This window comes from Mesorhizobium ventifaucium (assembly GCF_935822925.1).
GTDB lineage: Bacteria > Pseudomonadota > Alphaproteobacteria > Rhizobiales > Rhizobiaceae > Mesorhizobium > Mesorhizobium ventifaucium.
The window spans coordinates 53,243-76,278 of record NZ_CAKXZS010000003.1 but is presented as its reverse complement, the minus strand read 5'-3'; the positions used below and the strand labels follow the sequence as shown (position 1 = coordinate 76,278).

The window sequence follows — 23,036 nt, the reverse complement described above, 5'->3', positions numbered from 1 at the left end:
GAACTTTCATGCAACCGCAATCTCCGGTGTGAAGCCGAGCTCCGCTACGAGACTGGTGATCTCCTCGCGGTAGAGCGGGTTCATGACGATGATTGTTTCGACTGGTTGGCCGCGCAACTCCTCCGGAGCAAGGACCGGAGTGGCGGTTCCTGGGGCAAAGCGACCTTGCTTGTGCGGATTCACGTCGATGATCGCGCGGATCCGATCGGCGCCTGGCACCACGTTGACGAATGTAATGCCCTTCGATCCCCCTCCCCAGACGACGGTCTGCTGGGGATTGCGCCTCGCGATGTAACCACCCAATCGCTCGATCTTGTCGCGATAGGCGCGCTCGAAATCGCGGACGAGCATTTCGATCTCGCGGCTGTCAACGGAAGTAACGTTCTTGGGGGCAGCCGGCCGCGCCTCAATGTAAAGATACTGGTCGCCAAAAGACGTCCCTGCATCCAGCACTCGAAAGCCAGCCGTCTCGAACGCCGCGTTCAGCGAAGCGGGCGTGAAATAGGAGGCGTGCTCATAAATGATGTCCCAGATTCCCATATCTCGGAGCGTGTAAAGGACATTCGGGACTTCAAAGAAGAACACCGTCTCCGGTCCGATGCCCGGATGGGCGCGAAGGCCGCGCAGGAATTTCACCGGCTCGGCGATATGTTCGAGAACCTGGCGGCATACCACTAGGTCAGGACGCAGATCCGCGTAGGAATCGCCGAACCAGTCGTTGATAAATCGTACGCCAGGGACCGCCTCCCCCCGATTGTCCTCGAAGCTCTTGTCGAAACCGATTCCCTGCGCACCGCTGATCATGCTTAGCCGCTTCAGGAAATCCCCCTTGCCGCATCCAATATCGACGATCGTCTTCCCCGAGAGCGCGTAGGTCCTGCTCAGGCGCTCGGCCAGCGTTTCAACAAACGCCACGAAACGGGGGGAGAAATGAAGCGAATTCTCGTAGCTTTGCGTATAACCGATGCGATTTTCCTCGAATGAGGCGTTGAAGACGTGCGTGCAGCCGAGGCAGAAGGTAGTCGCAAATCTGCCGGTCTGTGCCGCGCGCGCCGATGCCGCGTCCGCACAAAGCGCGTTGCAGAGCAGGGGCAACGCTTCGAATAGCACCGAATTGAGCAGATTTCGCTGACCGCAGACCAAGCAATCGGTTCGAATGGAAGCCGTCGACTGCGTCGGTCCATCGGCTTTCAGGCAAGCCATTTGCGCGCGGTCCGCCTGTTTTGTCATATGATTCTCGGCGTTGGGACGGGGACGATGAATTTTCCGCCGCGTGCACGATACTCAGCCTGTTGATCGAGAATTTCGTCTACGAAATTCCAAGCAAGGAGAAGGACGTAGTCGGGTTGCACCTCGAGAAGCGCTTCAGTCGAGCGGATCGGCAGGCGCTGTCCGGGCATGTATTTGTTGTGTTTATAGACGTTGCGATCCACGACGAAGTCAACGAGGTCGCGCCCGATGCCGACGGTGTTAATCAGCGTTGCTCCCTTGGCTGCCGCTCCATAGGCGGCAATCGTGGCACCCTGCGACTTTAACCGGCGCAAGAGCGTGGAAAGGTCGCGCTTCAGCGCGTCGACCTTGGTGGAGAAATCGCGGAAATAGCCGATCGCATCGATCCCGCGCGAGGCTTCATGGGCAAGCTGTTCCTTTACTGTCGCACCCACGTTCTCGCGCGGTTCCACATAAAGGCGCAGTGAACCGCCGTGGATTGAAAGGTGCTTGACCTCATTGAGGTAAAGCCCGTGACGGCGAAAGAGCTTATCCAGTGCAGTAACTGAAAAATAGCAAAGATGCTCGTGATAGATCGTGTCGAACTCACAATGTTCGATCAAAGGTTCGACATAGGGTGCCTCGATAACCGCCACACCGTCATCCTTGAGAAGTCGGGCAATTCCTGCCACAAATCCGTTGGTGTCGGCCACGTGGGCGAGCACGTTATTGGCATGGATAATGTCCGCGCGCATACCTTGCGCGCGCAGCGTTTCCGCGAGATCGCGGGTGAAGAATGCACAGCGCGTGGGCACGCCGACCCTCTCGGCAGCGGCGGCAGGTCCGTCGGCCGGATCAATTCCGAGCACCCGAATTCCCGCCTCGACGTAGTTCTTCAGCAGATAACCATCATTGCTCGCCAATTCGATGACAAGGCTCTCCGGGCCAAGACCGCGGCGGTTGATCAGATCAACCGCATTCGCACGCGAATGCTTTAAGAGAGCAGGGGAGAAAGAAGAATAATATGGATAAGAATCGGCAAAAAGAATTATCGGATTCACCGTTTCGGTGATCTGGACGAGGCTGCAGTCTTTGCAGAACGCGACGCGCAGCGGAAAAATGGGCTCCGGTTCCGCGATGTCGCTGCTGGTGAGAAGGCGATCGGCCAGTGGCGTTTTACCGAACTCAAGAAACGTCTCAATGCCACTTCCACCGCAAGATCGACAGGCCCGCTCGGTCACCGAATTCGCATCTAGGCACATCATGTCCATATCGTCCCCCTTAGCCCGGCTCAGTCTGCTTTGGCCAGAACGGGAACGCGACCAGGTGCTCGTCCAGTTCGCAATCGCGGATCAGCTTCTTCACGTGGGCGATGCGCCTGAAGCGCTCCCCCCTCGAACTCTTCAAACAAGAAACCAACAGTGCCGAATGCCTCGTAGCGCTGCGCGACGCCGCGTCGGGCCGTCCATTGCGGCTTGAACACGTGCAGGCTCTCTGTTTCCTCGGCCAGCCGTGTCCCAAATCCTCCCGCGAGGATACCCACTTTCATAAAGTCTTCCCCACCAACAAGCACAGGTCTCGAACGCCCGTGAGTTCTGTTACCACGGGCGATCGGCCTTCAACAACGCGAGCGAACGGATGATGGAAGCGCACCAACGTGGACCTTAGGCGGACCTTCAGCACCATGCTTGATAGTAAATTGCGACTGCGACTTAAGCCGTTTGAAGTAGGCGACTGGTCAGCGTCGGCTGTCATTTGTTGCGCCACATCCGGATGATGAGACGCTGGGTTGCGGTGGCGTTGCGGCCAAAAAGATTGCCTCGGGTGCCTAGGTCCGTTTGGTTTTTGTCGCCGATGGCGCCGCCGTCGCGACCTTAGGCATCCTGAAACCTTGCGGACGACACGCGAAGCCGGAGCCATAGAAGCAGTTCATCGTCTGGGCGCTTCATCCGAAAGTGTTACCTTCTTACGCCTTCCAGGCGGGGCGGCCAATCATCACGTTCATGAGATAACACATGCGGTCGTGTCGATGCTCAAGTCATGGCGGCCGCAGAGCGTTTTCGTGAACTATGCAAAGTATCCGACTTCCCATCATGTCGCCGTCAATGCAGCAGTTCGCGCGGCGCTTCGTGCTTAGGGTCGCCCTGTTACGGTATTCGAGTATCCAGCCTGGATTGGTACCATTGCGTCGTCCACGCCCAATAGCCTCGCCTATCTTGGCGATGTTATCGGCATAATGCAGGAAGCGCTGGCGGCGCATGCGTCGCAGATGCGCCTGGAGAACCAAGATGAATGGCGGACGCTGTCGGACTTGTCGGGGGGGGATTTCGTCGGACGGCTGCTGGCCGACTACGAAATGTTCCCCCGCTGCGAAATCAACATTTAGCATGTTCGGCCGCCTGATCGCGGTCCTGATGATCGGGTACACCCTCGCAAGTTGCGAGGCCGCTCGGGGACAGGGACCTCCCGAAGAGATTCTACAGTCGGGTCTTGTTTTTGAACGCAAAGAGATTGCCCCCTATTCAGGAGACGTAAAGCTTGTTGGCGATATAGACGGCGACAGTCGACTAGATTTCGTTCTTGGTGGCTTCCCCGAGGATGCGATGTCTTGGTGGCGGTGGCCCGATCTGGTTCACACCGTAATCGCGAGGCCCCACGTCGAGTTCACCACCGACGGAGTGCTTGCCGACATCGATGGGGACGGTGATCCCGACATCGTCACGGCCGATGGGCCCGATGCTGTCAATCTCGTCTGGTTCGAGAACCCCCGGCCGAATGGTAACCCGACCCACGGTCCCAGCTGGAAGCGTCGGGAAATCGGTGCAGTCGGCAGCTGGGGCAAAGACATCAAGGCGGCTGATTTCGACGGGGACGGCCTCGTTGATATCGTCGTACGGGCGCCTGGCGAAGTGATGATTTTCTTCCAAGAAAGCCCCAGCTCCTGGACCCGCGTGGGCTTGTTCTTCTTCAACCTTGGCGAAGAGGGAACGGCAATCGGTGATATTGACGGCGATGCTGATGTCGATCTCGTCCTGCACGGAGTATGGGCGTCGAATCCAGGCGCAGCGGCAGCACGCGATGCAGCACTATGGCGCAGCTACGAGCTTGGTCCGTTCAATCCTGCATTCAAGGCGCTCGTCACCGACCTTGACCAGGACGGCCGCGCCGACATTCTGACTTCAAGTTCCGAGCACACTGACGACGTCGCCTGGTTCCAGCCCCTCGCCGGACCGACGGGCCGCTGGATCCGCCATGTCATTCAGCCTTCTGTCGCGGGCGCCCATACGCTGCAGGCCGCCGATATGGACGGAGACGGGGACAACGATGTCGTTGTCGGGCAGATGCATACGACCGAGGAGCGCAAGCTCGCGATCCATTACAATGTCGACGGGCGAGGAACGCGCTGGGCCCGTCAAGTGATCGACGATGTGGGTCTCCACAACGGCGTCGTCGCCGATGTCGACAGGGACGGCGATTTTGACATCTATGGGGCGAACTGGGTGGGCAACCCGCCTGTCAGAGTGTGGATCAATCGACTGGATCCGCCTGCATCGGTCCGCCTCGACCGCTGGACCTATCATCGCATCACGAACGGGCACGTCCGCTCCTTTGGGATCGCTTTTTCCGCCATGGATAGTGATGATCTCACTGACATCATCTCGGGTCCGTTCTGGTACCGTCAACCGTCCGAAGCCTGGAACACAGAATGGGAACGGACCCCGCTTGCCGAGGGTGTGGACGCGGTCGCGGCCCTGGATCTCGATGGTGACGGGCGCGGGGAGGTCATAGCACAGCGCGGCGGAGGCAGGGCGCTGCATCTGGTGTGGCTCCATGCCGAGGACATTGAAGCGCACCGCTTTGAAGAGCACGAGATCGGAGAGGTTCCCGCCGCCAGTCATGAGCTCGGCTCTCAGGGCCATGCGCTAGCCCAGGTCGTAAAACGTGGGAAGCCGGAGCTGGCGGTCTCGAGTGGCGGTGGGGTTTTCTACTTTAAGATTCCTGACGATCCAACAGTCGAGCCATGGCCGCGCACCCGCATCTGCGCCGAAGCGTCTGATGAAGGGATCGCATTCGCCGATATCGATGGCGACGGTCTACTTGACCTTGTCGCCACGACCGGCGATGCAAAGACGGCCGCATGGTGGCGCAATCCAGGTGACGGCTCGCCAGACTGGGAGCTTCGGCATGTTGGAAAAGTTCCTGAAATGGTCTATCCCGACCGCGTCGCGGCCGCCGATCTTGATGGCGATGGACGTGCGGACATCGTCGTGACCGAGGAAAATGGCAAAGCCGACAGCGCTAAGGCGTATTGGTGGCACAACCCCGGCGACAGCTCCTCCGACTGGGAGCAACACGAAATCACCTCGCGCGGGTCCCTTAATAGCCTTTCAATTTCCGATATGACTGGGGACGGCAGGCCGGATCTTATCATGGGCGAGCATCGCGGCGCACTTCGCCTCTCGAGCTGGCATAATCTGGGTGGGGGACGGTTCATCGAGCAGCTGGTCGGCGAAGGGATGGAAAGCCATCTGGGAGCAAGGACGGTCGACCTCGACGGTGACAGGGATCTCGACATTGTGTCGATCGCATGGGACGCATTCGAAGCGATCCATGTCTGGCGGAATGACGCGGTCGGCAAGGATGCCGATGGCGCCCAAAAGGCCCGCTGACGGGGAGGGGGTGAGCACCGGCCGGCGCCGCAAACCGTAGCGACCTCGGCCGGCTCCACCTGTTTACACGGCTGCGCGGGCGCTCATGCCTCGACGCTCAAGTCCGGAAAAATTGCGCTGCGCTGAATGAATTCAACCGCTCGACGTGTTAAACTATTCGACGTTGTTGCTAGCGGTTGACCAAGCCAGTGCGCAAGTCGGGCCGCTCATGCCTTTACGACGTTATCGGTGCGTGACTGACTGCGCGCACAAGCATTTCTGGTATCGAGCACCAGCTTTGCGTGCTTGGTGATGTTCTGCCAATCAATCGCATCATGATCTGTCGAGATGACAACGGCATCATACGATGCCAAACTGCTAGCGCAGATATCCACAGAGGGGCGACCTGCCAGGGTGGCGTACTCTCTTGTTCCGGGTATCTCCGGTACGTAGGGGTCGTGGTAATCAACGACTGCCCCGCGTCGCTCCATGATGTCGATCAGCTTCAACGATGGGCTTTCTCGTGTGTCACCCACGTTTTTCTTGTAGGACATCCCGATCACCAGGATCCGCGAACCGCTCAGGCCGCGGCCGGCTCGCCGGTCCAAGGCCTCTACAAGGCGGTCAACCACATAATGCGGCATATTCGTGTTGATTTCACCGGCAAGCTCAATGAAGCGTGTTGTTACTTCGTACTCTCTTGCCTTCCAGGTCAGGTAGAATGGGTCGATCGGGATGCAGTGCCCGCCGAGGCCAGGGCCTGGATAAAACGCCATATATCCGAACGGCTTGGTCTTGGCGGCTTCGATCACCTCCCAGACGTCGATGCCCATCCTGTCAAAAATCACCTTTAACTCATTGACCAACGCAATGTTGACAGAGCGAAATATGTTCTCGGTCAGCTTCACAGCCTCTGCCGTTGCGGTGGAGGCCACGGGAACGGTTTGCACGATGATCTGATCATACAGTTCCTTGGCTACTTGCAGGGACGATGGGTCGTCGGCGCCTATCACCTTTGCAACTGTGGCGGTGGTGTGTACGTCGTTGCCCGGGTCCACCCGTTCGGGCGAATAGGCGAGAAAAAAGTCCTTTCCCAGAGAAAGATTCGTCGCCTCGAGCAGCGGCTGCACGACCTCCCGCGTCGTTCCTGGCCAGGTCGTCGACTCCAGAACGACAAGTTGACCAGGGCGCAGCCGCTCCGCGATCGCACGTGCGCTGTTTTCGACGAACGACAGGTTCGGCTCCCGGTTTCTGGTAAGCGGCGTTGGCACCGCTATCAAGATCGCGTCGGGTTCGCTTAGGTCGGCGAAATCACTGGTGGCGCGAAACCGCTTGCTGTCGACAGCCACTTTGATGGCAGCACCAGGCAAATGATCTATGCCTGTTTCTCCGCGGTTAAGAAGTGCAACCCGAGACGCGTCGATGTCGAAACCGATGACTTTGAACCCCGCGTCCAGCGAGATCATGGCGAGTGGCAGACCAACGTAGCCGAGGCCCATGATGCCAATGGTGTAGTCCCGCGTTCGGATGCGGTTAACCAGTTCCTGAAGGTCTGGAGGAGTCTGCATGAGATGCTGGCAACTTTCGCTTCAATGTCGACAATAAAGGATCGCCTCAATTACGCGGGGAAGCAGTTCACAGCAATCAGCAAAATGTATGCGCTTAGCCGACCCCAGAGCCGAAAATAGCATGGATAGCACCATTGGGAGAACAGCCGAAATGCTTACCCCAAGCCACGTTGTCAAATAAACCTGGCGCTGCCACATTTAGCTTTCAAGCGACGTCCTAAAGGATCTGGGAGCCACCTTCGCTCGCGAGGTCGAAGATGCCGCGTTTCGCGAAGGGACGCACGCTGCGTCAGTCGATTAAACTGTTCGGTTGAGGTGGGGAATATGATGCAATCGATCCTGGTAACTGGTGGAGCGGGCAATATCGGCAGCGCCCTCACTCGCGCGTTGGTCAAGCTACCGCAGACCCAGGTGGTCGTCGCTGACAACCTGTCGACCGGAAGTCGAGACAAGGTACAAATAGACGCGGGCAATCTGACCGTAGTAAAGGCGGATGCGAACGATTTCGATGACATCTCATCGTTGTTCTACCGCTTCCATTTCACCCACGTCTTCCACTTCGCAGCCGTGGTCGGTGTGCAGCGGACTTTGGCAAATCCTCTGCTCGTGCTGCGCGACATCACCGGTATCGAGAACGTGCTGAGGCTATGCAAGAACACCGGTGCCGAGCGTGTCTACTTCGCTTCGTCATCGGAGGTATATGGCGAGCCTTTCGAGATGCCGCAAAACGAGAGCACCACGCCGCTTAACTCGCGTCTGCCGTATGCAGTGGTGAAGAATCTTGGAGAGGTCTATCTGCGCACTTTCCAGCGTGAGTTTGGACTTCCCTTTACCATTTTTCGCTTCTTCAACACCTACGGACCACGTCAGAGCGAGGATTTCGTTCTGCCGCGATTTGTGCGTGCCGCCCAGCGCGGCGAGCCCCTGACGATTTACGGGGACGGTTCGCAGACCCGCACCTTCTGCTATGTCGACGACACGGTTGACGCTTGCATCGCGGTTCATCGAACGCGCGCGTACGAGAACGAAGTGATCAACGTGGGCAGCGACGTGGAAATGAGCATTCGACAGCTGGCCGAGTTTGTCATCGAAGTGCTGGGCTCGTCATCGAAGTTGGAATTCCGACCACCCCTTGCGGAGGGCGACATGACGCGCCGCTGTCCTGACACGAACAAGATGAAGGCTATATTGAACCGTCCCCTGGTGCCGCTCGAAGAGGGCATTCGCCGCCTCGCCGACCACCTCTCCCGACCGGAAGACCGCCCGGCACTTAGAAGAGTCGCCTGAACGAGCTGACGGTGGGGGAGTGACATGAAGCTCGTATACGTCGGTCAGCCGTGCGATAGACTTTTTCCGCCTGTTCAAAACTCAATCGGGCTGATCGTCTACAATACGGCGCTGCGGCTCGGCGAAGGCCTGCAGATAACGCTCTATGGCAAGCATTATCGAGACGACACGGTGCCCGCGGACCTGCCGTTCGCGGTGCGGCGGGCTGCGGCGCTACGTGATCACGCGCTGCAGCGGGTCATCAACGAGTTTCCGCGTCTGGCGCGCTGGTTGCGGTTGGATCGGAAGGCCGATGACCACTCGCAATATCGTAACAAGGTTCGTCGCTACCTCGCCGTAGATCAACCAGATATTGTCCATTTGATGAATTACTGGACATGGTGCCGGGAGCTGAAGGCAGCCAGCTCATCTCATCGGCTCGTGCTTGAGATGCAGTGTGAGTGGCTATCACAGCGTGACCGCGATCAGGTGGCCCGTCAGCTCACGGTGGTGGATGCGGTGGTCGCCGTCAGCGATCACATCGCAAGGACCTTTCTTTCGGCATTCCCGGACTATCCTGGCGTCGTTGCCACCGTCGGTAATGGCGTGGACGTTTCTTACTTTCGGCCGAGCGAGCAGCGGGCTTCCGCATCCACCAGAACCCGACGTGTCATCCTGTTCGTTGGGCGGGTATCGCCAGAGAAGGGGCTTCACACACTGATCGAGGCCTTCAGTGAGGTTGCGGCCAGGTTCGCGGACGTGGAACTTCGGATCGCAGGGCCGCAATGGCCGCTTTCGGTGGACTTCCTGACCAGCCTCTCGTCGGATCCGCGGGTTACCGCATTGAACCGTTTCTACGATCGCTGGGGCAATTGCAAATATCAGGAACACTTAAAGGAACTCATCGAGCGCCACGGGTTAGGTGATCGAATTCACTTCGTGGGCAACGTGCCCCACAAGGACCTCGTAGCGACGTACCATGAGGCCGACATTGTGGTGAATCCGTCACTCAGCGAGAGCTTCGGAATATCGGTCGTGGAGGGCATGGCCTGCGGGATACCGGTGGTGGGAACGCGCGTGGGCGGGATGTGTGAATCCATTGTAACTGGCAGCACCGGGATGCTGGTCGAAGTCGACGCTCCTGGCGAGCTCGCCCAGGCATTGATCACGGTGCTGGAGGATACGGTCCGGGCAAGTGAAATGGGAAGCGAAGGGCGCAAGCGTGCCGTCGAGCTGTATTCGTGGGAGGCGCGCGCAGAACGGCTCAAGTTAGTCTATCAGAAACTGCGCCCAGACACGGGTCCATGTTTTCCACAAAGATCGTGAGCCATTGAGCCTAGCGGTGGGCGCTCGCCAACTGCCTCGCAGCATGTGGGCCGATGAGATGAGCATGCGGCGACCCTCAGTGTAGCGCTCAACCCGGTGGGAGTATCGGTTTACGGCCAACCCAGGTCGGATTGAAATAGGCCCGTCAGGCCCGCCGCTCTCTTCCCTAACGGGCGTCCGGTGCACCCAGCCCAAAGGGCGGAGAGAGGCCGATTGAGCCTGGCAGTAACGCTCCGCAACCTGTTCTACAATTCGCAACGCATTGCTGGTGGCGAGGTGGCCTCAGGATCGTAACGCGGCGGCCAGATTTTGCGCGGCGTATCCAGAAAAGCCGGCGTATGGGGCTGGTCGGAGTTCGAGCCCCTGACGGCGCGCGGGTTGCTCTCGGGAAGAGGCGGGTGCGGGAAAGCCGCACGCCCGGATCTGTGAGGGCGAAAGCCGAATGGCTGAGCTACTCGACCACGACCACACTGAGCGGAAAGACAGGTTCTTCCTCGCCGTCGTCGATGCTCGATGGAAGCCGATCGGCAAGCGGCGCCGTGCCGCGCTTCAGGAAGTGTCGATGTGACTTCCGCCGCAGGAGCGGCAAACCTTCTCGGTTGCAGAGGCTGCACCAGCAATCGCTCCCGGCTGTGTTTGTTCAAACCGCTACCGCTAACTGCGGCGTGCGGCGCAGATCGGTATCCAGTTCGCCATCCTGGATCAGCTTCTGCACATGGGCGATGCGCTTGAACCGCTCGCCCTCGAAGTCCCCAAGTGCAAGGCCTGCCGCGCGAAATGTGTGATAGAGCTGTTCGATACCGCGCCGCGCCGTCCATTGCGGCTTAAACCCGTGCAGGCGGCGACCAATATAGGTGCAGTCGACGCGATAGCACCGTTTGTCTGGCCCGGCGTCGGGCGCGAATTTCACCCGGCTGTCGGGAACGATCGTTTGCACCAACTCCGCGATCTCCCGAATCTGATAGTTTTCCGTGGTCAAGCCGACATTGAATGCCTCGTTGTGGACCAGCTCTCGCTCGGCTTCGAGTACCGCGACATAGGCCAGCGCAATGTCTTCCACATGGACGATCGGACGCCATGGCGAGCCGTCGCTCTTGAGGTAGACCAGGCCGGTCGTGTAGGCCCAGGCGGTCAGGTTGTTGACCACGAGATCGAAGCGGATGCGAGGCGACAGGCCGTAGGCAGTGGAAGCACGCAGGAATGTCGGACTGAACGATTGATCCGCCATCGGCGCGACCGCTCGCTCCACATTCGCCTTCGAGGCGCCGTAAGGCGTAACCGGGTTGAAGGGAGCATCCTCAGTTAGAAAGCTGTCGCCGGCCGCGCCGTAATTGCTGCAAGAGGAGGCATACAGGAACCGCTGGACGCCGGCTGCCTTGGCGAGCTGTGCAAGCTTGACCGAAGCGCCGCAGTTGATTTCCTCGGTAAGCTGGGGTCGGTAGTCCCCCAAGGGATCGTTCGACAGTCCGGCGAGATGGATGATCGCGTCGAAGCCGGCGACGTCGTCGATTTCGACATCACGGATGTCTTTCTCGATCGTCGGCACATCGGCCAACGTCCCTACGAAAGTGCATGACCGGAAGATGTCGCTGTCTAGGCCCGTGACGTCATGGCCGCGTTCAAGCAGCATCGGAGTCAGGACGGAACCGATGTAGCCGAGGTGGCCTGTAACCAGAACTTTCATCGATCAATTCCCATGTTTTCCAGGGCGCCTGCCCGCTGTCCCACAATTTCTGAAGGAGATGCTTTTCGCGGATGGTGTCCATGCATTGCCAGAAGGATTCGTGGCGATATGCCATCAGTTGGCCGTCAGTCGCGAGCCGTTGCATTGGCGCGTGTTCGAACATGACATCGTCGCCATCGATATAGTCCTTTATGCCCGGCTCGAGGACGAAGAAGGCGCCATTGATCCAACCCTCTGAGGCCTGTGGCTTTTCCGTGAAGTCGACAACGCGATGGCCGTCGAATTCGATGTGCCCGTAGCGTGCTGGCGGACGCACCGCCGTCATCGTTGCAAGCTTGCCATGCGATTTGTGAAAGGCGATCAGTTTATCAAGGTTGACGTCCGAAACCCCATCGCCCCAGGTGAGCATGAAAGTCTCGTCGCCCATCCAGTCGATCAGGCGTTTTATGCGGCCGCCCGTCAGTGTATTCAGTCCCGTCTCGACAAGATCGACGGACCAGTCAGGCAGCGAGTTCGAGTGGCGCTTGACGCTTCCCGATGCGGCATTGACAGTCAAGCTGCCATCGAATGCGACATAGTCGCTGAACCAGCGTTTGATGTATTCGCCCTTGTATCCCAGCGCGACGGCGAACTCGCGGTGTCCATAGGCATAATAATGCATCATGATATGCCAAAGGATCGGCTTAGCTCCGATTTCGACCATTGGTTTCGGCCGGATCTCGGTTTCTTCCGCCAGCCGCGTTCCCAGTCCGCCAGCAAGAATTCCTACCTTCATTGTTTTCTCACCCCAATCGCCTACAGTGTTTTGCTACCATGCGCAGGTCGGGTTGAACCACACCGAAGAAGGGATGATCGGAACCATCGATGCATGACGTCAGGCATACGATTGGGGCTATGCTCGATAGAGCAATGTGTAACCGGTCTCATCCATTCGACGTAGCAGACTGGCAGGCATCGGCGGTCATCATCGCACCCCATCCCGATGATGAAACGCTGGGATGTGGAGGGGTCGCCAGCAAGAAGCTTAGCTCGGGCGCCGATGTCCGGTTTATTTTCGTTACCGACGGTTCGGCATCCCATCCAAATCGGATTGACAGGGAGGCGCTGCGGATCGCCCGCGAGGGCGAAGCGATCGAGGCGGTTTGCCGGTTGGGCGGATCTGCTGATCGGGTGAGATTTCTGCGAGTTCCCGACGGCATGGCTAAGCATCATGTCGGTAAGATCGTAGACGCGATCGCTGAGTTGCTTTTCGCTTGGCAACCACAGAGCGTGTTCGTCACCCATGCAAAAGAGCCGCCCGCGGACCATGTTGCCACCAATCTTGGCGCCCGCGGCGCACTGCAACTGTATGGCCGGCGCGTGACCGTGTTCGAATATCCCGTCTGGTACTGGTATCAGTGGCCGTGGGTTCGCCTGCACGATCGAGTGCCTGGCCTCAGTCGCGTCGCATTGCGGCAAACGATCCGGACCTTTGCAGGTTTGCGTGGGCTCACGCTGTTCAATTCGAACGCGTATGTCGGGGACGTCGTTGACATGAAATGGCATGCGCTGGCCGCGCACCGGTCACAGATGGAGCGGCCGGAAGGCCTGGACGACTGGCCGGTCCTTTCGGATGTGGGGAGCGGCGATTTCGTCAAGCGGCTGCTTAGCGATCATGAGTTGTTCACGCGCTATGAGTTCAATGCATGAACGATGTCTTTCTTGCTGTCGCCACCTCTGCCCTCGGCAAGTGGGGTCTGTGCGCTCGCGGCCAGGTCGAACTATTGATCAAGTACACAAGAGCCAGCTTGCTCCCCGACCGCATCTGCCGCTCACCGACTGCCAACCAGTGCGCCTCGTCCGGCGCCTGAGATAGGTGAACGTTGCGCTCAGGTCGGGACGTGCGAACTCGGCGAGTTGGAAGAACCGTTCCCTATCGGCGCGCAGTAAATGCGGAAAACACTGAACCCGTATCGGTTCCCCATTCCCAGTTCGTCGCCAACCCGACGCGGGTGATGCGCAGGCGAGGGTCGTCCGGATAGATGTCCGTCAACGTGCGCTGCATTACCGGCTCACCGTCCACAAAGACAACAAAGCGTTCGCCGTCAAATACAATGCGAAGCTGGAACGGCTTCCCCCAGTCGATCTTCTTCCACAGCATTGTCCAGACTGCGTCATAGAGTTCCTCGAAATCGTGCCGCTTTGTAAACAATGCGATCGAGGCGCCATCGTAAACGTCGTCCAGGTAGGCCGTAAATGTTAGATAATTGGCGTCGTCCTGCCAAAATACCAGCCCTGCGCGGCAGCAATGGTGCTGGCCGCGTGCGCTGCCCGGTGGTGTGATGGTGACTTCCAAATCCGCAAACTCGGATTGGTCCCATGGCAGCGTGTAGAGCGAGCGACCCGGATGGGGGCTTTCCTTTGTGCCGCGCACGCGCGCGGCTCCCATGCCGTCAACATCAACGAAACCGACGCCCAAAGTCCGCTCCCAGCAATGTGTGCCTCTTGTGGGGGCACGTCCTGCCAGGCCGCCGGTCACGCCAGCGAAGTCATCGGCATGCTCCACGTCCTCTCCGAACCGGACCCACGGCGCATCGAATTGCATCTCGCAGGGCATGCTCACCTCGCGGGGATGCGCCTCGAAGTCACGAAGCCGCATGATGCCGCCGTTCAGCCAGATGCCAACACATGTTCCGTCTTCAAGAAATTCACTCTCGAACCAACTGTCGAAAAGGCGGTCTCCGTCCAGATAGCAGCCGATCTGGCCATGAGAATCGAGGATCTGGAGGGAGTGCGTGGAATTCGGCTTGAGACGACGCTGTTTGTCGCTTGCCACAGCCGTCTCGACGCCCTGCTTGACACGCAAAAGATCGCAGCCCTCCACTGAGGCCCTGAGCAGCCAGAAATTCTCATGATTGCGGGCGCGCCATACGAGACCTGCAGCGGCTGCGGCTTGACCTGTGTCGACGAGCAAGTGAACGAGACCGGATGACGCGCCGGGATCAAGAATGGCCATCGCGTGGCCATCGCGTGTCAAAGCACCCGCGCCAGTCCGATGGATGTGACCAGCCAAGACGCGCCAAATTCCGCCCAGCTCCGCCATTTCCTCAAGAGCGTCATTTCCGGTCAATGAATCGGCGGCATGCGCGGTGCCAAACGGCCGCGCAAAATCTTCCAAGTGCTGGATCTGAATTGCGTGGACTCGCGTATCAACGCGAAACCCGATCTGGCCGAGGACACATTGATGGACGCCGGCGTAGACCAACGCGTCCCTGTTGAAGGGATCGATGGCGATCGGACGCATCATCGGGACGGCGGCCACCCCATGGGCTCCCTCCATCGCGGCTGCGTAGTAGACGGCACCCGACTCACGAAGCGCGATCAGGTAGTGGACCTCTATATTCTTCAGTTGGCGGAAGGCGCTGAGGCAACGATCTCCCACGCGCGTCCACAATTCGCCGTTTTCGCCCTCGGCAGCATGTACAACCAGGCCGCAACCGTCGATCAGCGGATTCTTCGGCGCTTCGCTGGTGAACCAGCCGACCGCCAGGTTCTCGTTGTGATTGGGCAGCTTGTACGCTCTGGACGTGCTGCGAATCCACCACAGGAATCGCCGAAGGGTTGCCTTTTTCCGTGGTGCGCGTGCCCAGGCGACCAGCCGCCGCGGCCACGGATCGGTGCTGGGGCCGACCGCCCAGCGATAAAATCGCTTCAGGATAGGTCCCGGAATAGGGCTGCCCTGCGAGGTGTTGTGCCCGTTCGTGATCGAGACTGCCATCACCAGACCCGCATGCCGGCGAAATGGGCCATAGGCGATGCCCTGACGTTGCCAACCTGGCGTGATCAGTGGTTGGAAGCGGAGCGCACCATGGTCGATCGCGATCTGCCGTTCGACGTCGCATCCCAACCTGATCGCGCCGCCGGCCGCACGGGTTCCGATGACCGTCCCAGCGGCTCGGTCGTCGGAAAAGAAGTCCGCGACCTGAGGCGGCGCCATACAGCCTGTCTGAACTGCCGTATCGATCCTCACCGGCACGGTCATCGAGAACCATTCCTTCCAGCTTTTGGCTGCACGTTCGTCTCTGACCTCCTGCCGTCGTGATTTCAGCTAGCATGCGTGATCCGCGTCGAACAACGCCGGCGAACGGATGATCGATACGCACCGATGCGGCACCCCAGACAGGCCATTTGCACGATGCTCGATAGGCGTATGCGACTCCAGCCTAGTCGTTTGAGGTAGCCGAAAGGTCAGCACCGGCCAGCTTTTTACGCCGCATCCTGATCGCCAGTCGCCTGGTTGCAGGCATGTTGCGGCCAACAGGATCGCCGCAGGTGCTCAGGTTCGGTCCATTTTCGTTACCGATAGGCAGCGCCTCATCCCGCTTGCAGGGATAAGGCGAGATTGCAAGCCAAGCGCGTGCGCAAGCCATCGAGGCGGTCCCGGTCGTCAGAACATATTACGCTCTTACGGCTTCCTGATGATGGGACGATTTCGCGTCTCGTTCGTGAGATAACGACGGCGGGTCGTGTCGCTGTCCGGCTAATGGCGACGGCAAAATGTGTTCGTGCCCGCGAGAGGGATCCGCCTCCGACCGTCGCACCGCGGCCGTCCGTGCGACCTTGGACCAATCGTCCTTCGTTTGCCATCGGTGCGCATGCTGGGTGATCTGCCGAACATGTCGCGCCCCCACCTCGATCATTCCGGGGATGTGAAGCTCGTCGGCGACATCGACGGCGGTGGTCGGCTGGATCTGGTTCTCGGCGGAATGCCGCAGACCCCGCTGTCGTGGTGGCGTTGGCCCGACCTGCTTCTCACCACCATCGCAACCGCCCGTGTTGAGTTCACGACGGATGGCGTGCTTTGTCGATGTCGACGGGGATGGTGATCTCGACATCGTCACGGCCGACGGGCCGGACGGGGCCAATCTCGTCTGGTTCGAGCCGCGCCCGGACCGTGATCCGACCGACGGCCCAGGCTGGAAATCCCATGAGATCGGCGCGCTCGGCGGCTGGGGCAAAGACATCAAGGCGGCCGATTTGCCACCGTTCCATCGGACCGGGAGGCCGGGCAGGTACCCCCAAGATGAGATATGGCGCCACAATCGGAGTAGCGATCAGCCGGAGGGAGTAGGAGCTGGCCACCGTTGTCGGGGCTCGATCCCGGGCGCACAATCTGTCACCTTCGCGGCGAGCGGCACGGGCTGGCCCGCGTCCGAGGCGTCGTAGAATGGGGAAAAGCGCGTGACATTGACGGCAAGGTTCCTCAGCGTGTTCGGCGACGCACGTGTCATAGCCAAGGGAGAGGCCGCCGGTCTCAAGCTCGTGGCGAAGAGCGCCGACCCGAACTTTGTTCGCGGCACCTACGAGCCGCCCATCCAACAGGCGATCGCGGCAAACCTGTCGCCTGGGGACGCCTTTTTCGACATCGGTGCGAATATCGGTTTCTTCTGTCTCATCGCCGCACGCCGCGTCGGGCCGCGCGGTCAGGTCTATGCGTTCGAACCTGTCCCTCGCAACGCCGCCGCTGTCGCAGAAAGTGCGCGGCTCAGTGGGTTCGACACGATACGGGTGTTCGCCGAAGCTGCCGGCGCCACATCCGGCCGTGGCCAGCTTCTGCTCGCCCATCACATCGGCGGCGCCGCGCTTGCCTCAGCGGGAGCACCGCCGGACATGAGTGGCCGGCTGGAAGTCAGCATAGTCGCTATCGACGATGCCATCGCCCACCGAGGCCTCAGGCCGCCCTCGCTGGTCAAGATCGACGTGGAAGGCGCCGAAATCGACGTCCTGGGCGGTATGACGGAAACGCTGCGGAGGCACCGTCCGAAGGTGATTTATGAGGTCGACGATGCAACGCGCGAGGGGCTCGACCGCAAGGCCCGAAAGATCGCGGAACTCCTGACTGCTGCAGGCTACGCATTGAAACCGCTGCCAGCCTCCTATGGCAATGGGGAATGGCGGGTCGAGCACGTCTTGGCGCAGCCGGTGGGCGCTTAAGAACTAGATTTGCGCCACGGAAGGAATCTCATGCAAAGCACTGCGAGCGTGATCAAACGGACAAGAAACGCGGTGCGCGACTTCCTCCGGGCGCGTGCGCCCGGGCTGGCGCGCCATGTCAGCACATTTCATCTGACCGATGACCGCAAGCTCCTGGAAGCGGTCATCTTCGCGCAGTTGCGCCACGATCCAGCGGTGAAACGCATCCTGTTCGTCGGCTGTGAGTGGTATACCAAGCCTTATGAGTCCCGGTTCCGATCCAAGGAATACTGGACGCTCGAAATCGATCCGGGCAAGCGCCGCTACGGGGCGGCGCGACATGTTGTCGATGCCTTGAAGAACCTCGCACAGCATGCACCTCCCGACTACTTCGATGCGATCGTGTGCAATGGCGTCTTCATGAAGACCGCGATCGAAACGAGCGAGGAGGCGGAACCCTCTTTCAGCGCTTGCGTGCATTGTCTTCGTCCCGGCGGCTGGTTCATCCTCGGTTGGAACGATACGGACGATCTGCGTCCCTACCCACCCTCCGAAAGCCGCGTGCTTGCAGCCTTGACGCGCACACGATTTCCGCCGCTCGGGACAAGCGAGCATCTGACTGACACGAGCATTCGGCACACCTATACATTTTACCGCAAGCCCTAATGCATGTCGCGCAAAAGTGTGCAGCGGTTTTGCGATAACGACATGCATAAAAACAACGACCTAAAGCGCGTCGCATGAGGCCGGTCAAACGCGACGCGCTTTAGACCGATCCGAGCTTGCGCTCGCCGCCGCGGATGGAATCGGGCTGTGAAAACGGCCACGGCCGATCGTGATCGCCGTGCCGACAGGGCCTGTTCGTGGAGGTCACGGGTGATGCTGGCGACGCGTTCCCACGAATAGAGTTCCGCGACCCGCTGGGCGCCCCGTTGGCCGATTTCATTGCTCGACTCGGGGTCGGCGAGAAGGCGGGTGATCGCGTCCGAAAGTACGGCCGGGTCATTCTTTTCGACAAGCAAGCCGCCACCGGTCGCCTCCACAATCCCCGGCATGCCACCGACACGCGTGGCGACGACAGGCGTCCCGGTCGCAAGGGCCTCCACCAGGCTCATGCCGAAGGATTCGCTAAGTGACGGATTGACGAGGAGCGAGGCCCCGGCACAGCGCTCGATGACCTTCATACGGTTCCATGCCGGTGAAGGTGACCGTGTGGGCGAGCCGCGGCGGGATCATTTCGCGCAGAGCTATCTCGTAAGAACCCCTGAAAGCGCTTCCTCCTGGATAGAACCGTGAAAGACCCAAGACCTCCGGATCCCGGCTCAGGTCGATCAGGAGGTCCAGCGGCAGTGCCGCGGACGGACCAACGATCTCAAGTCGGGCCTCAGGGTGAGCGGCGACAACTTCCGGCCGGGCCTCGAGAAGGGTATGAACACCCTCCTCCGGAGAGACACGGCCGACGAACAGCACTTTTGCCGGCATGCGCCGCGCCGCAACACCAGCGAGCCGATCCACTGGCGCACCGTTCGGCAGGACCGCAAAAACGTCCGCGTGCTTCCGGAGCGTTCGCGCGCAGTCGCAACGACATGTTGCGAACAGCCGGCCACAAGATCCGATGCGGCGACGCCGCGCGCCATGACATCAGGATCGAGTTGCGCCAGCCAGTCGCAGCGCATGTGCAGCAGGATCGCCGCGTCGGGGACGGCACGCCGGATAGCGGCGCATAATGCGGAAAGTTCTGGAGATGAACGACGTCGGGCGCCAGGCGGCGGAGCTTTCGCAGCGCCTGGGCGAAGAAGTCGAATGCATAGTAGCTTTGCGCAAAGAGCGGAGCGCCTGGCCAGGCGCGGCTCCACATGCGGGACGCTCTCCCCCACACACGCGCCGGCGCGCAGGTGAGGAGTTCGATCCGCACGCCATCGATCTCGAGCCGCTTGGGGTTCCGCGCGGGCGACGCGCGATCACGGTCGTCTCGCAGTCCGCAGGCCAGACGGCGTGACACTTCATATGTCCAGATGCCGACCGAGTTCTGGTTGGGTGGAAGGACCATGTCGAAGTGTTGTGAGATAAAGCACCTTCATGAGTTGGGTACCTTTATGCAGGCCGACGCAGCCTGAGAAGCATGTCGCGTGCGTTGAGAAGGTCGGGACGCACAAGCACGATGACTGCGGCGACATACACGGCGGCGCCGACGATGATCCCGCCTGCGATGAGGAAACCTTGCGGCGTGGATTCCGGTGCCGCAACCAGCCAGGCGGTGACAACGGCGAACATGAGCAGGCCCGCCACCGCCAGCCGCGGGAATATTGTGAGCGGCTTCAGTACGTCGATATGGGCGATGTGGTGAACGAGGAAGAGAAAGACCGGCAGGAGCAGGACGTTGCAGGCCAGAAGAGCTGCCATCGTTGTCTCAAGGTCGACCTGTACGGCAGCGGTGAGGAGGATCACGGCCAGGACGGTGTAGGCTATGTTTAGCTTGAGGATCAGGCCGGAATGACCGAGCGCGAGGATGGTGAGTCCACAGATGTTATCTATCGTGCGTTGCAGGCCAAGGAGCATCAGGATTTGAACGGCGACGACACCGCTCACCCATTGCGGGCCGAAGATGAAGGGTACTGCGACGGGAGCGATCGCGGCAAACCCCAGAAATGCCGGGAAGCCAGCAATCGCTGCCACGCGTATGCTTGAGTTGAAGAAAGCATCGATCTTCGCCGGCTCGCTCTGCACTCGAGCGACCGCTGGCATCGTCACCGCCGTAAGCGGACCCAGAAATGCCTCACACAAAAGGTCCAGCGGCCGGCGGGCGAGGGCGTACACACCTACCGCATAGGGCCCGAGGAAACTGCCGAGTATAACTTTCGGTATTTCTTCATTGACGAAAGTCCACAGGGATTGGCCGATGAGAGGGCCAGCGAAGCCGAACAGCTCGCGACAGCGTGCGTGTGAATATCTGAGACGCGGCCGCCACGCGCTTGCGAGCAGAATAAAGGCGGTTTCCACAGCCGCCTTGGCGACCTGCATCCACACCAGGCTCCACATGCCGTGGCCGACGATTGCCGTGCTGATTCCGATCGTTCCGCCGACGACTGTTCCGGCGAGCGTTCGCAGAGCGAACAGTCGAAAATGAAGCTGGCGCTTGAGGATCGCCGCTGGCACCGCCGCAAGGGCCTGGAGCACAATGACGACGCTGGTCCAGCGGACGAGGTCCTTCAGAACGGGTTCGCCGAATGCCGCGGCGACTACACCGGCAAAGGCCCACACGAGCACACTGAGCACCGAGCCGGTGACGGCAAGTAGCCAAAAGGCTGAGTCGAAATGAATGGACTCGACATTCGGACGCTGGATGAGTGCTTCGGGGATTCCGCGCGTCACCGGAACGGCAACAATGGTCGGCATCACCATGGCCAGTGCCGCCAGACCAAATGCCTCCGGGCTCAGATGGCGGGCGAGAATGACAAAGACGGCAAACAACGCCAAATGGCGGCCCCAGGTCTCGACTGCGACCCAAGCTGCCCCGTGGATAATCTCTCTGCCGGTCGCCTTCATTATCGCTCTCTTTTGCCGTCGACGGCCAAACGGAGTATGCGCCCAGTCGCCAGCGCTGCGAGCCGTAATGCCCCGGGTCCCAATTTCTGCGGTTGGCGAGCCAGCGCCACAAACGCGCCGAACATGGCGACCTGCCGGACCCAGGTCTCGACAGCGACGCAGACAGCGCCAGTCACGACTTGTCGGCCAAAAACGTTCATTGCGCCCCCTGCTGAGGCTCGCTGGGAAACAGAACCGTGTGTCTGGAGCGAAACTCATACGAATGGATCAATTCCGCCACGATTTGTTCTCCACTCGCCTCGTCGCTGTCCAGTTTCGACACGTAAGCAGAAAGCCCCTGGCCGTCTGGCTCCCGTCCCAGCAATGTCCGATAGAGAAGGGCCACAAATTGCGCATTTCCAAGCCCAACCGGTTGATTGTCAGTCCTGAATTCGACCGAAAGCAACATCTTCGTCAGTATTGGAACAATCGATGGATCCTTTTTCATCGCGATGACCTCGCGCCACTGCTCGCTCGGGGACGGCATGCGACGCAGGACCAGACAGTAAGCATATGCAATCTGGTTGGCGTGGTTGAAGACAGACTTGTCGAACGCATCAAGCGAACAGGGGTGAAATGCACCGATGCCGGCAACGCGGGGTACCGACGTCTGGTCCGCAGGCGGCAAGCTGTCCCTCGCGACTGTCGACGAACTCGAGCCTGCATGGCCGTTCGCAATGGCCTTCTTTACGGCATCGTATGCCGGCTTTCGCCCGCTCGGCGCCCATAGCCCATCGCCGCGCTTCTTCAGGCGCACGAGGCCCATAAAAGCCTCGTAGCTTGGCGCCCAGTATGGCTCGTCGAGCAGTTCGTAGATATGGGCAGCTTCCAATCCATATGGAGATTGATATCGGCGCAGTAGCGTCATCGTCTGGACGAGACCGTCCGCCTGCTGACTTTCTCCCTCCTGGCTGCCTCCAGCGTAGTTGAATTCGGTCAGCCAGATTGGACGACCGAGGGTGGCCAGAAACTTGAATGAGTCCTCGGGGTCGCCCTCGTAAAGATGCCAGACCGATATATCCCATCCGATGCCGTCCTGCAGCATGAGGGTGAAAGCTGCGCGGTGACCCCAGCCGGCCGTTCCCATTGCTTTTCTTATGGTCGGATCCACTGCGATGGTTGCATCCGACAGCCCGCGCAGCACTGCGCTTACCTTTGCCCAGCGCGGACTGAAATAGTCGGACGACTCGGTGCCGCCGGCAGGACCCCAGGAGCAGTTGTATTGTATTCCGCTGTCCTGCATCTCGCAGGGCATCAAGATGGCGTAATTCTCCATCTCGTTGCCAAGCTCCCAAACGCGGATGTCGTCCTTGAAGCGGGATACCAGTGTCGACGCGAGATGGTGGGCCTGCGCATAGAGGTCATCGACGGATTGATTGTCGAGGTCCAGGTCGGGCGTGATTACCGGTAGGATCTGGACTCCGCGCTCCTTGCCCGCCTTGACCAGTTCGGCAAGTTTGGTGGCGCTGTCGGCGCTGGAGATGTTGACGCGATACGACTTCATGCCGAGGTCGCGGACATAGTCGAGTTGCTGTTCGATCGATATCCCGGGATAGGCGTTGAAGGGATGGCCATTCACCCCCCAGAGCAGATCCGCTGCGCCCGAAGCTGTCATGCCCAGCAGGCATGCCAGGGTTGTCCAAAGACGTCTGGTCGCGGCGACGGCCCGTCCAACGGAATCCGGTTGCGATGGATTGGTCAGCCGCTGCATCAGCGCGAACTTGCCTGTTTTGCGCCGGACATCATGCGGCATCACTCCACTCGCTCAACTCGCCTGACATCCATCCGAGCACGACG

The 23,036-nt window shown here is 59.9% G+C and carries 21 protein-coding genes; 11 read left to right on the top strand and 10 right to left on the bottom strand.

Annotation, left to right across the window (positions count from 1 at the left end):
• Positions 1–6: 6 nt before the first annotated feature.
• The 3 genes from NMG70_RS02270 to NMG70_RS02260 are packed head-to-tail and all read right to left on the bottom strand — an operon-like array spanning position 7 to position 2,758.
• Positions 7–1,230 (bottom strand): class I SAM-dependent methyltransferase, encoded by a 1,224-nt coding sequence (locus tag NMG70_RS02270; RefSeq protein WP_254023023.1) that lies wholly within the window; start codon positions 1,228–1,230, stop codon positions 7–9.
• Positions 1,227–2,480, bottom strand: coding sequence for a class I SAM-dependent methyltransferase (locus NMG70_RS02265; RefSeq protein WP_254023022.1), 1,254 nt, complete (start codon positions 2,478–2,480; stop codon positions 1,227–1,229). The genes NMG70_RS02270 and NMG70_RS02265 overlap by 4 nt, the downstream gene beginning before the upstream one ends.
• 20 nt (positions 2,481–2,500) lie before the next feature.
• Positions 2,501–2,758, bottom strand: a complete 258-nt coding sequence (locus NMG70_RS02260; RefSeq protein WP_254023021.1) for a hypothetical protein — start codon at positions 2,756–2,758, stop codon at positions 2,501–2,503.
• A 240-nt stretch (positions 2,759–2,998) separates the two neighbouring features.
• On the opposite strand from NMG70_RS02260, the gene NMG70_RS02255 reads away from it, so the two are divergent.
• From NMG70_RS02255 to NMG70_RS02245, 3 genes are all read left to right on the top strand, one after another.
• Positions 2,999–3,346 (top strand): PIG-L family deacetylase, encoded by a 348-nt coding sequence (locus tag NMG70_RS02255; RefSeq protein WP_367185480.1) that lies wholly within the window; start codon positions 2,999–3,001, stop codon positions 3,344–3,346.
• Between the two features lie 99 nt (positions 3,347–3,445).
• Entirely contained in the window at positions 3,446–3,595 is a 150-nt protein-coding gene (locus NMG70_RS02250) for a hypothetical protein (protein WP_254023019.1), read from the top strand.
• 1 nt (position 3,596) lies between these two features.
• Entirely contained in the window at positions 3,597–5,879 is a 2,283-nt protein-coding gene (locus NMG70_RS02245; protein ID WP_254023018.1) for an FG-GAP repeat domain-containing protein, read from the top strand.
• A 206-nt stretch (positions 5,880–6,085) separates the two neighbouring features.
• Here the strand turns inward: NMG70_RS02245 and NMG70_RS02240 are convergent, their stop codons facing one another.
• Positions 6,086–7,426, bottom strand: coding sequence for a nucleotide sugar dehydrogenase (locus tag NMG70_RS02240; protein WP_254023017.1), 1,341 nt, complete (start codon positions 7,424–7,426; stop codon positions 6,086–6,088).
• 324 nt (positions 7,427–7,750) lie between these two features.
• On the opposite strand from NMG70_RS02240, the gene NMG70_RS02235 reads away from it, so the two are divergent.
• The 3 genes from NMG70_RS02235 (at position 7,751) to NMG70_RS32595 (ending at position 10,586) form a co-directional block, all read left to right on the top strand.
• Positions 7,751–8,713 carry an NAD-dependent epimerase/dehydratase family protein gene (locus tag NMG70_RS02235; RefSeq protein ID WP_254023016.1) on the top strand — a complete coding sequence of 321 codons (963 nt, stop codon included), beginning with the start codon at positions 7,751–7,753 and terminating at the stop codon, positions 8,711–8,713.
• A gap of 24 nt (positions 8,714–8,737) precedes the next feature.
• A complete protein-coding gene (locus tag NMG70_RS02230) occupies positions 8,738–10,018 on the top strand; it encodes a glycosyltransferase family 4 protein (RefSeq protein WP_254023015.1) in 1,281 nt (426 codons plus the stop codon).
• 442 nt (positions 10,019–10,460) lie between these two features.
• Entirely contained in the window at positions 10,461–10,586 is a 126-nt protein-coding gene (locus NMG70_RS32595; protein ID WP_301555118.1) for a hypothetical protein, read from the top strand.
• Between the two features lie 72 nt (positions 10,587–10,658).
• On the opposite strand, the gene NMG70_RS02225 is transcribed toward NMG70_RS32595, so the two are convergent.
• Entirely contained in the window at positions 10,659–11,702 is a 1,044-nt protein-coding gene (locus NMG70_RS02225) for an NAD-dependent epimerase/dehydratase family protein (protein WP_254023014.1), read from the bottom strand.
• Positions 11,638–12,477, bottom strand: a complete 840-nt coding sequence (rfbF, locus tag NMG70_RS02220) for a glucose-1-phosphate cytidylyltransferase (RefSeq protein ID WP_077381112.1) — start codon at positions 12,475–12,477, stop codon at positions 11,638–11,640. The genes NMG70_RS02225 and rfbF overlap by 65 nt, the downstream gene beginning before the upstream one ends.
• Positions 12,478–12,566: 89 nt before the next feature.
• On the opposite strand from rfbF, the gene NMG70_RS02215 reads away from it, so the two are divergent.
• Positions 12,567–13,391: a PIG-L deacetylase family protein gene (locus NMG70_RS02215; RefSeq protein ID WP_254023013.1), complete on the top strand. Its 825-nt coding sequence runs from the start codon at positions 12,567–12,569 to the stop codon at positions 13,389–13,391.
• Positions 13,392–13,614: 223 nt separating this feature from the next.
• On the opposite strand, the gene NMG70_RS02210 is transcribed toward NMG70_RS02215, so the two are convergent.
• On the bottom strand, positions 13,615–15,723 hold the full coding sequence (locus NMG70_RS02210) for a DNA-binding protein (protein ID WP_254023012.1): 2,109 nt from the start codon (positions 15,721–15,723) through the stop codon (positions 13,615–13,617).
• 613 nt (positions 15,724–16,336) lie between these two features.
• Between NMG70_RS02210 and NMG70_RS33175 the strand changes: the two genes are divergently transcribed.
• The 3 genes from NMG70_RS33175 to NMG70_RS02195 all read left to right on the top strand — a co-directional run bounded on the left by NMG70_RS33175 (position 16,337) and on the right by NMG70_RS02195 (position 18,320).
• Positions 16,337–16,567 carry a hypothetical protein gene (locus tag NMG70_RS33175; RefSeq protein ID WP_436798330.1) on the top strand — a complete coding sequence of 77 codons (231 nt, stop codon included), beginning with the start codon at positions 16,337–16,339 and terminating at the stop codon, positions 16,565–16,567.
• A gap of 355 nt (positions 16,568–16,922) precedes the next feature.
• Positions 16,923–17,675 carry an FkbM family methyltransferase gene (locus NMG70_RS02200; protein ID WP_254023010.1) on the top strand — a complete coding sequence of 251 codons (753 nt, stop codon included), beginning with the start codon at positions 16,923–16,925 and terminating at the stop codon, positions 17,673–17,675.
• A gap of 30 nt (positions 17,676–17,705) precedes the next feature.
• Positions 17,706–18,320, top strand: a complete 615-nt coding sequence (locus NMG70_RS02195; protein ID WP_254023009.1) for a class I SAM-dependent methyltransferase — start codon at positions 17,706–17,708, stop codon at positions 18,318–18,320.
• On the opposite strand, the gene NMG70_RS02190 is transcribed toward NMG70_RS02195, so the two are convergent.
• Entirely contained in the window at positions 18,317–18,838 is a 522-nt protein-coding gene (locus NMG70_RS02190; RefSeq protein WP_254023008.1) for a glycosyltransferase, read from the bottom strand. The two genes, NMG70_RS02195 and NMG70_RS02190, sit on opposite strands and share 4 nt — an antisense overlap.
• A gap of 542 nt (positions 18,839–19,380) precedes the next feature.
• On the opposite strand from NMG70_RS02190, the gene NMG70_RS02185 reads away from it, so the two are divergent.
• Positions 19,381–19,653, top strand: coding sequence for a hypothetical protein (locus NMG70_RS02185; RefSeq protein WP_254023007.1), 273 nt, complete (start codon positions 19,381–19,383; stop codon positions 19,651–19,653).
• Positions 19,654–19,748: 95 nt separating this feature from the next.
• Here NMG70_RS02185 and NMG70_RS02180 read toward each other — a convergent pair whose 3' ends face one another.
• Together NMG70_RS02180 and NMG70_RS02175 are read right to left on the bottom strand one after the other, a co-directional pair.
• On the bottom strand, positions 19,749–21,458 hold the full coding sequence (locus tag NMG70_RS02180) for a lipopolysaccharide biosynthesis protein (protein ID WP_254023006.1): 1,710 nt from the start codon (positions 21,456–21,458) through the stop codon (positions 19,749–19,751).
• Positions 21,397–22,992, bottom strand: a complete 1,596-nt coding sequence (locus NMG70_RS02175) for a DUF4214 domain-containing protein (RefSeq protein WP_254023005.1) — start codon at positions 22,990–22,992, stop codon at positions 21,397–21,399. The genes NMG70_RS02180 and NMG70_RS02175 overlap by 62 nt, the downstream gene beginning before the upstream one ends.
• Positions 22,993–23,036 lie beyond the last annotated feature (44 nt).

Coding starts and splice junctions, on each gene's coding strand:
- NMG70_RS02270 (WP_254023023.1), bottom strand. CDS start 1,230: ATGACAAAACAGGCGGACCGCGCGCAAATGGCTTGCCTGAAAGCCGAT.
- NMG70_RS02265 (WP_254023022.1), bottom strand. CDS start 2,480: ATGGACATGATGTGCCTAGATGCGAATTCGGTGACCGAGCGGGCCTGT.
- NMG70_RS02260 (WP_254023021.1), bottom strand. CDS start 2,758: ATGAAAGTGGGTATCCTCGCGGGAGGATTTGGGACACGGCTGGCCGAG.
- NMG70_RS02250 (WP_254023019.1), top strand. CDS start 3,446: ATGCAGGAAGCGCTGGCGGCGCATGCGTCGCAGATGCGCCTGGAGAAC.
- NMG70_RS02245 (WP_254023018.1), top strand. CDS start 3,597: ATGTTCGGCCGCCTGATCGCGGTCCTGATGATCGGGTACACCCTCGCA.
- NMG70_RS02240 (WP_254023017.1), bottom strand. CDS start 7,426: ATGCAGACTCCTCCAGACCTTCAGGAACTGGTTAACCGCATCCGAACG.
- NMG70_RS02235 (WP_254023016.1), top strand. CDS start 7,751: ATGATGCAATCGATCCTGGTAACTGGTGGAGCGGGCAATATCGGCAGC.
- NMG70_RS02230 (WP_254023015.1), top strand. CDS start 8,738: ATGAAGCTCGTATACGTCGGTCAGCCGTGCGATAGACTTTTTCCGCCT.
- NMG70_RS32595 (WP_301555118.1), top strand. CDS start 10,461: ATGGCTGAGCTACTCGACCACGACCACACTGAGCGGAAAGACAGGTTC.
- NMG70_RS02225 (WP_254023014.1), bottom strand. CDS start 11,702: ATGAAAGTTCTGGTTACAGGCCACCTCGGCTACATCGGTTCCGTCCTG.
- rfbF (WP_077381112.1), bottom strand. CDS start 12,477: ATGAAGGTAGGAATTCTTGCTGGCGGACTGGGAACGCGGCTGGCGGAA.
- NMG70_RS02215 (WP_254023013.1), top strand. CDS start 12,567: ATGCATGACGTCAGGCATACGATTGGGGCTATGCTCGATAGAGCAATG.
- NMG70_RS02210 (WP_254023012.1), bottom strand. CDS start 15,723: ATGACCGTGCCGGTGAGGATCGATACGGCAGTTCAGACAGGCTGTATG.
- NMG70_RS33175 (WP_436798330.1), top strand. CDS start 16,337: ATGCTGGGTGATCTGCCGAACATGTCGCGCCCCCACCTCGATCATTCC.
- NMG70_RS02195 (WP_254023009.1), top strand. CDS start 17,706: ATGCAAAGCACTGCGAGCGTGATCAAACGGACAAGAAACGCGGTGCGC.
- NMG70_RS02190 (WP_254023008.1), bottom strand. CDS start 18,838: ATGAAGGTCATCGAGCGCTGTGCCGGGGCCTCGCTCCTCGTCAATCCG.
- NMG70_RS02185 (WP_254023007.1), top strand. CDS start 19,381: ATGCGGAAAGTTCTGGAGATGAACGACGTCGGGCGCCAGGCGGCGGAG.
- NMG70_RS02180 (WP_254023006.1), bottom strand. CDS start 21,458: ATGAGTTTCGCTCCAGACACACGGTTCTGTTTCCCAGCGAGCCTCAGC.
- NMG70_RS02175 (WP_254023005.1), bottom strand. CDS start 22,992: ATGCCGCATGATGTCCGGCGCAAAACAGGCAAGTTCGCGCTGATGCAG.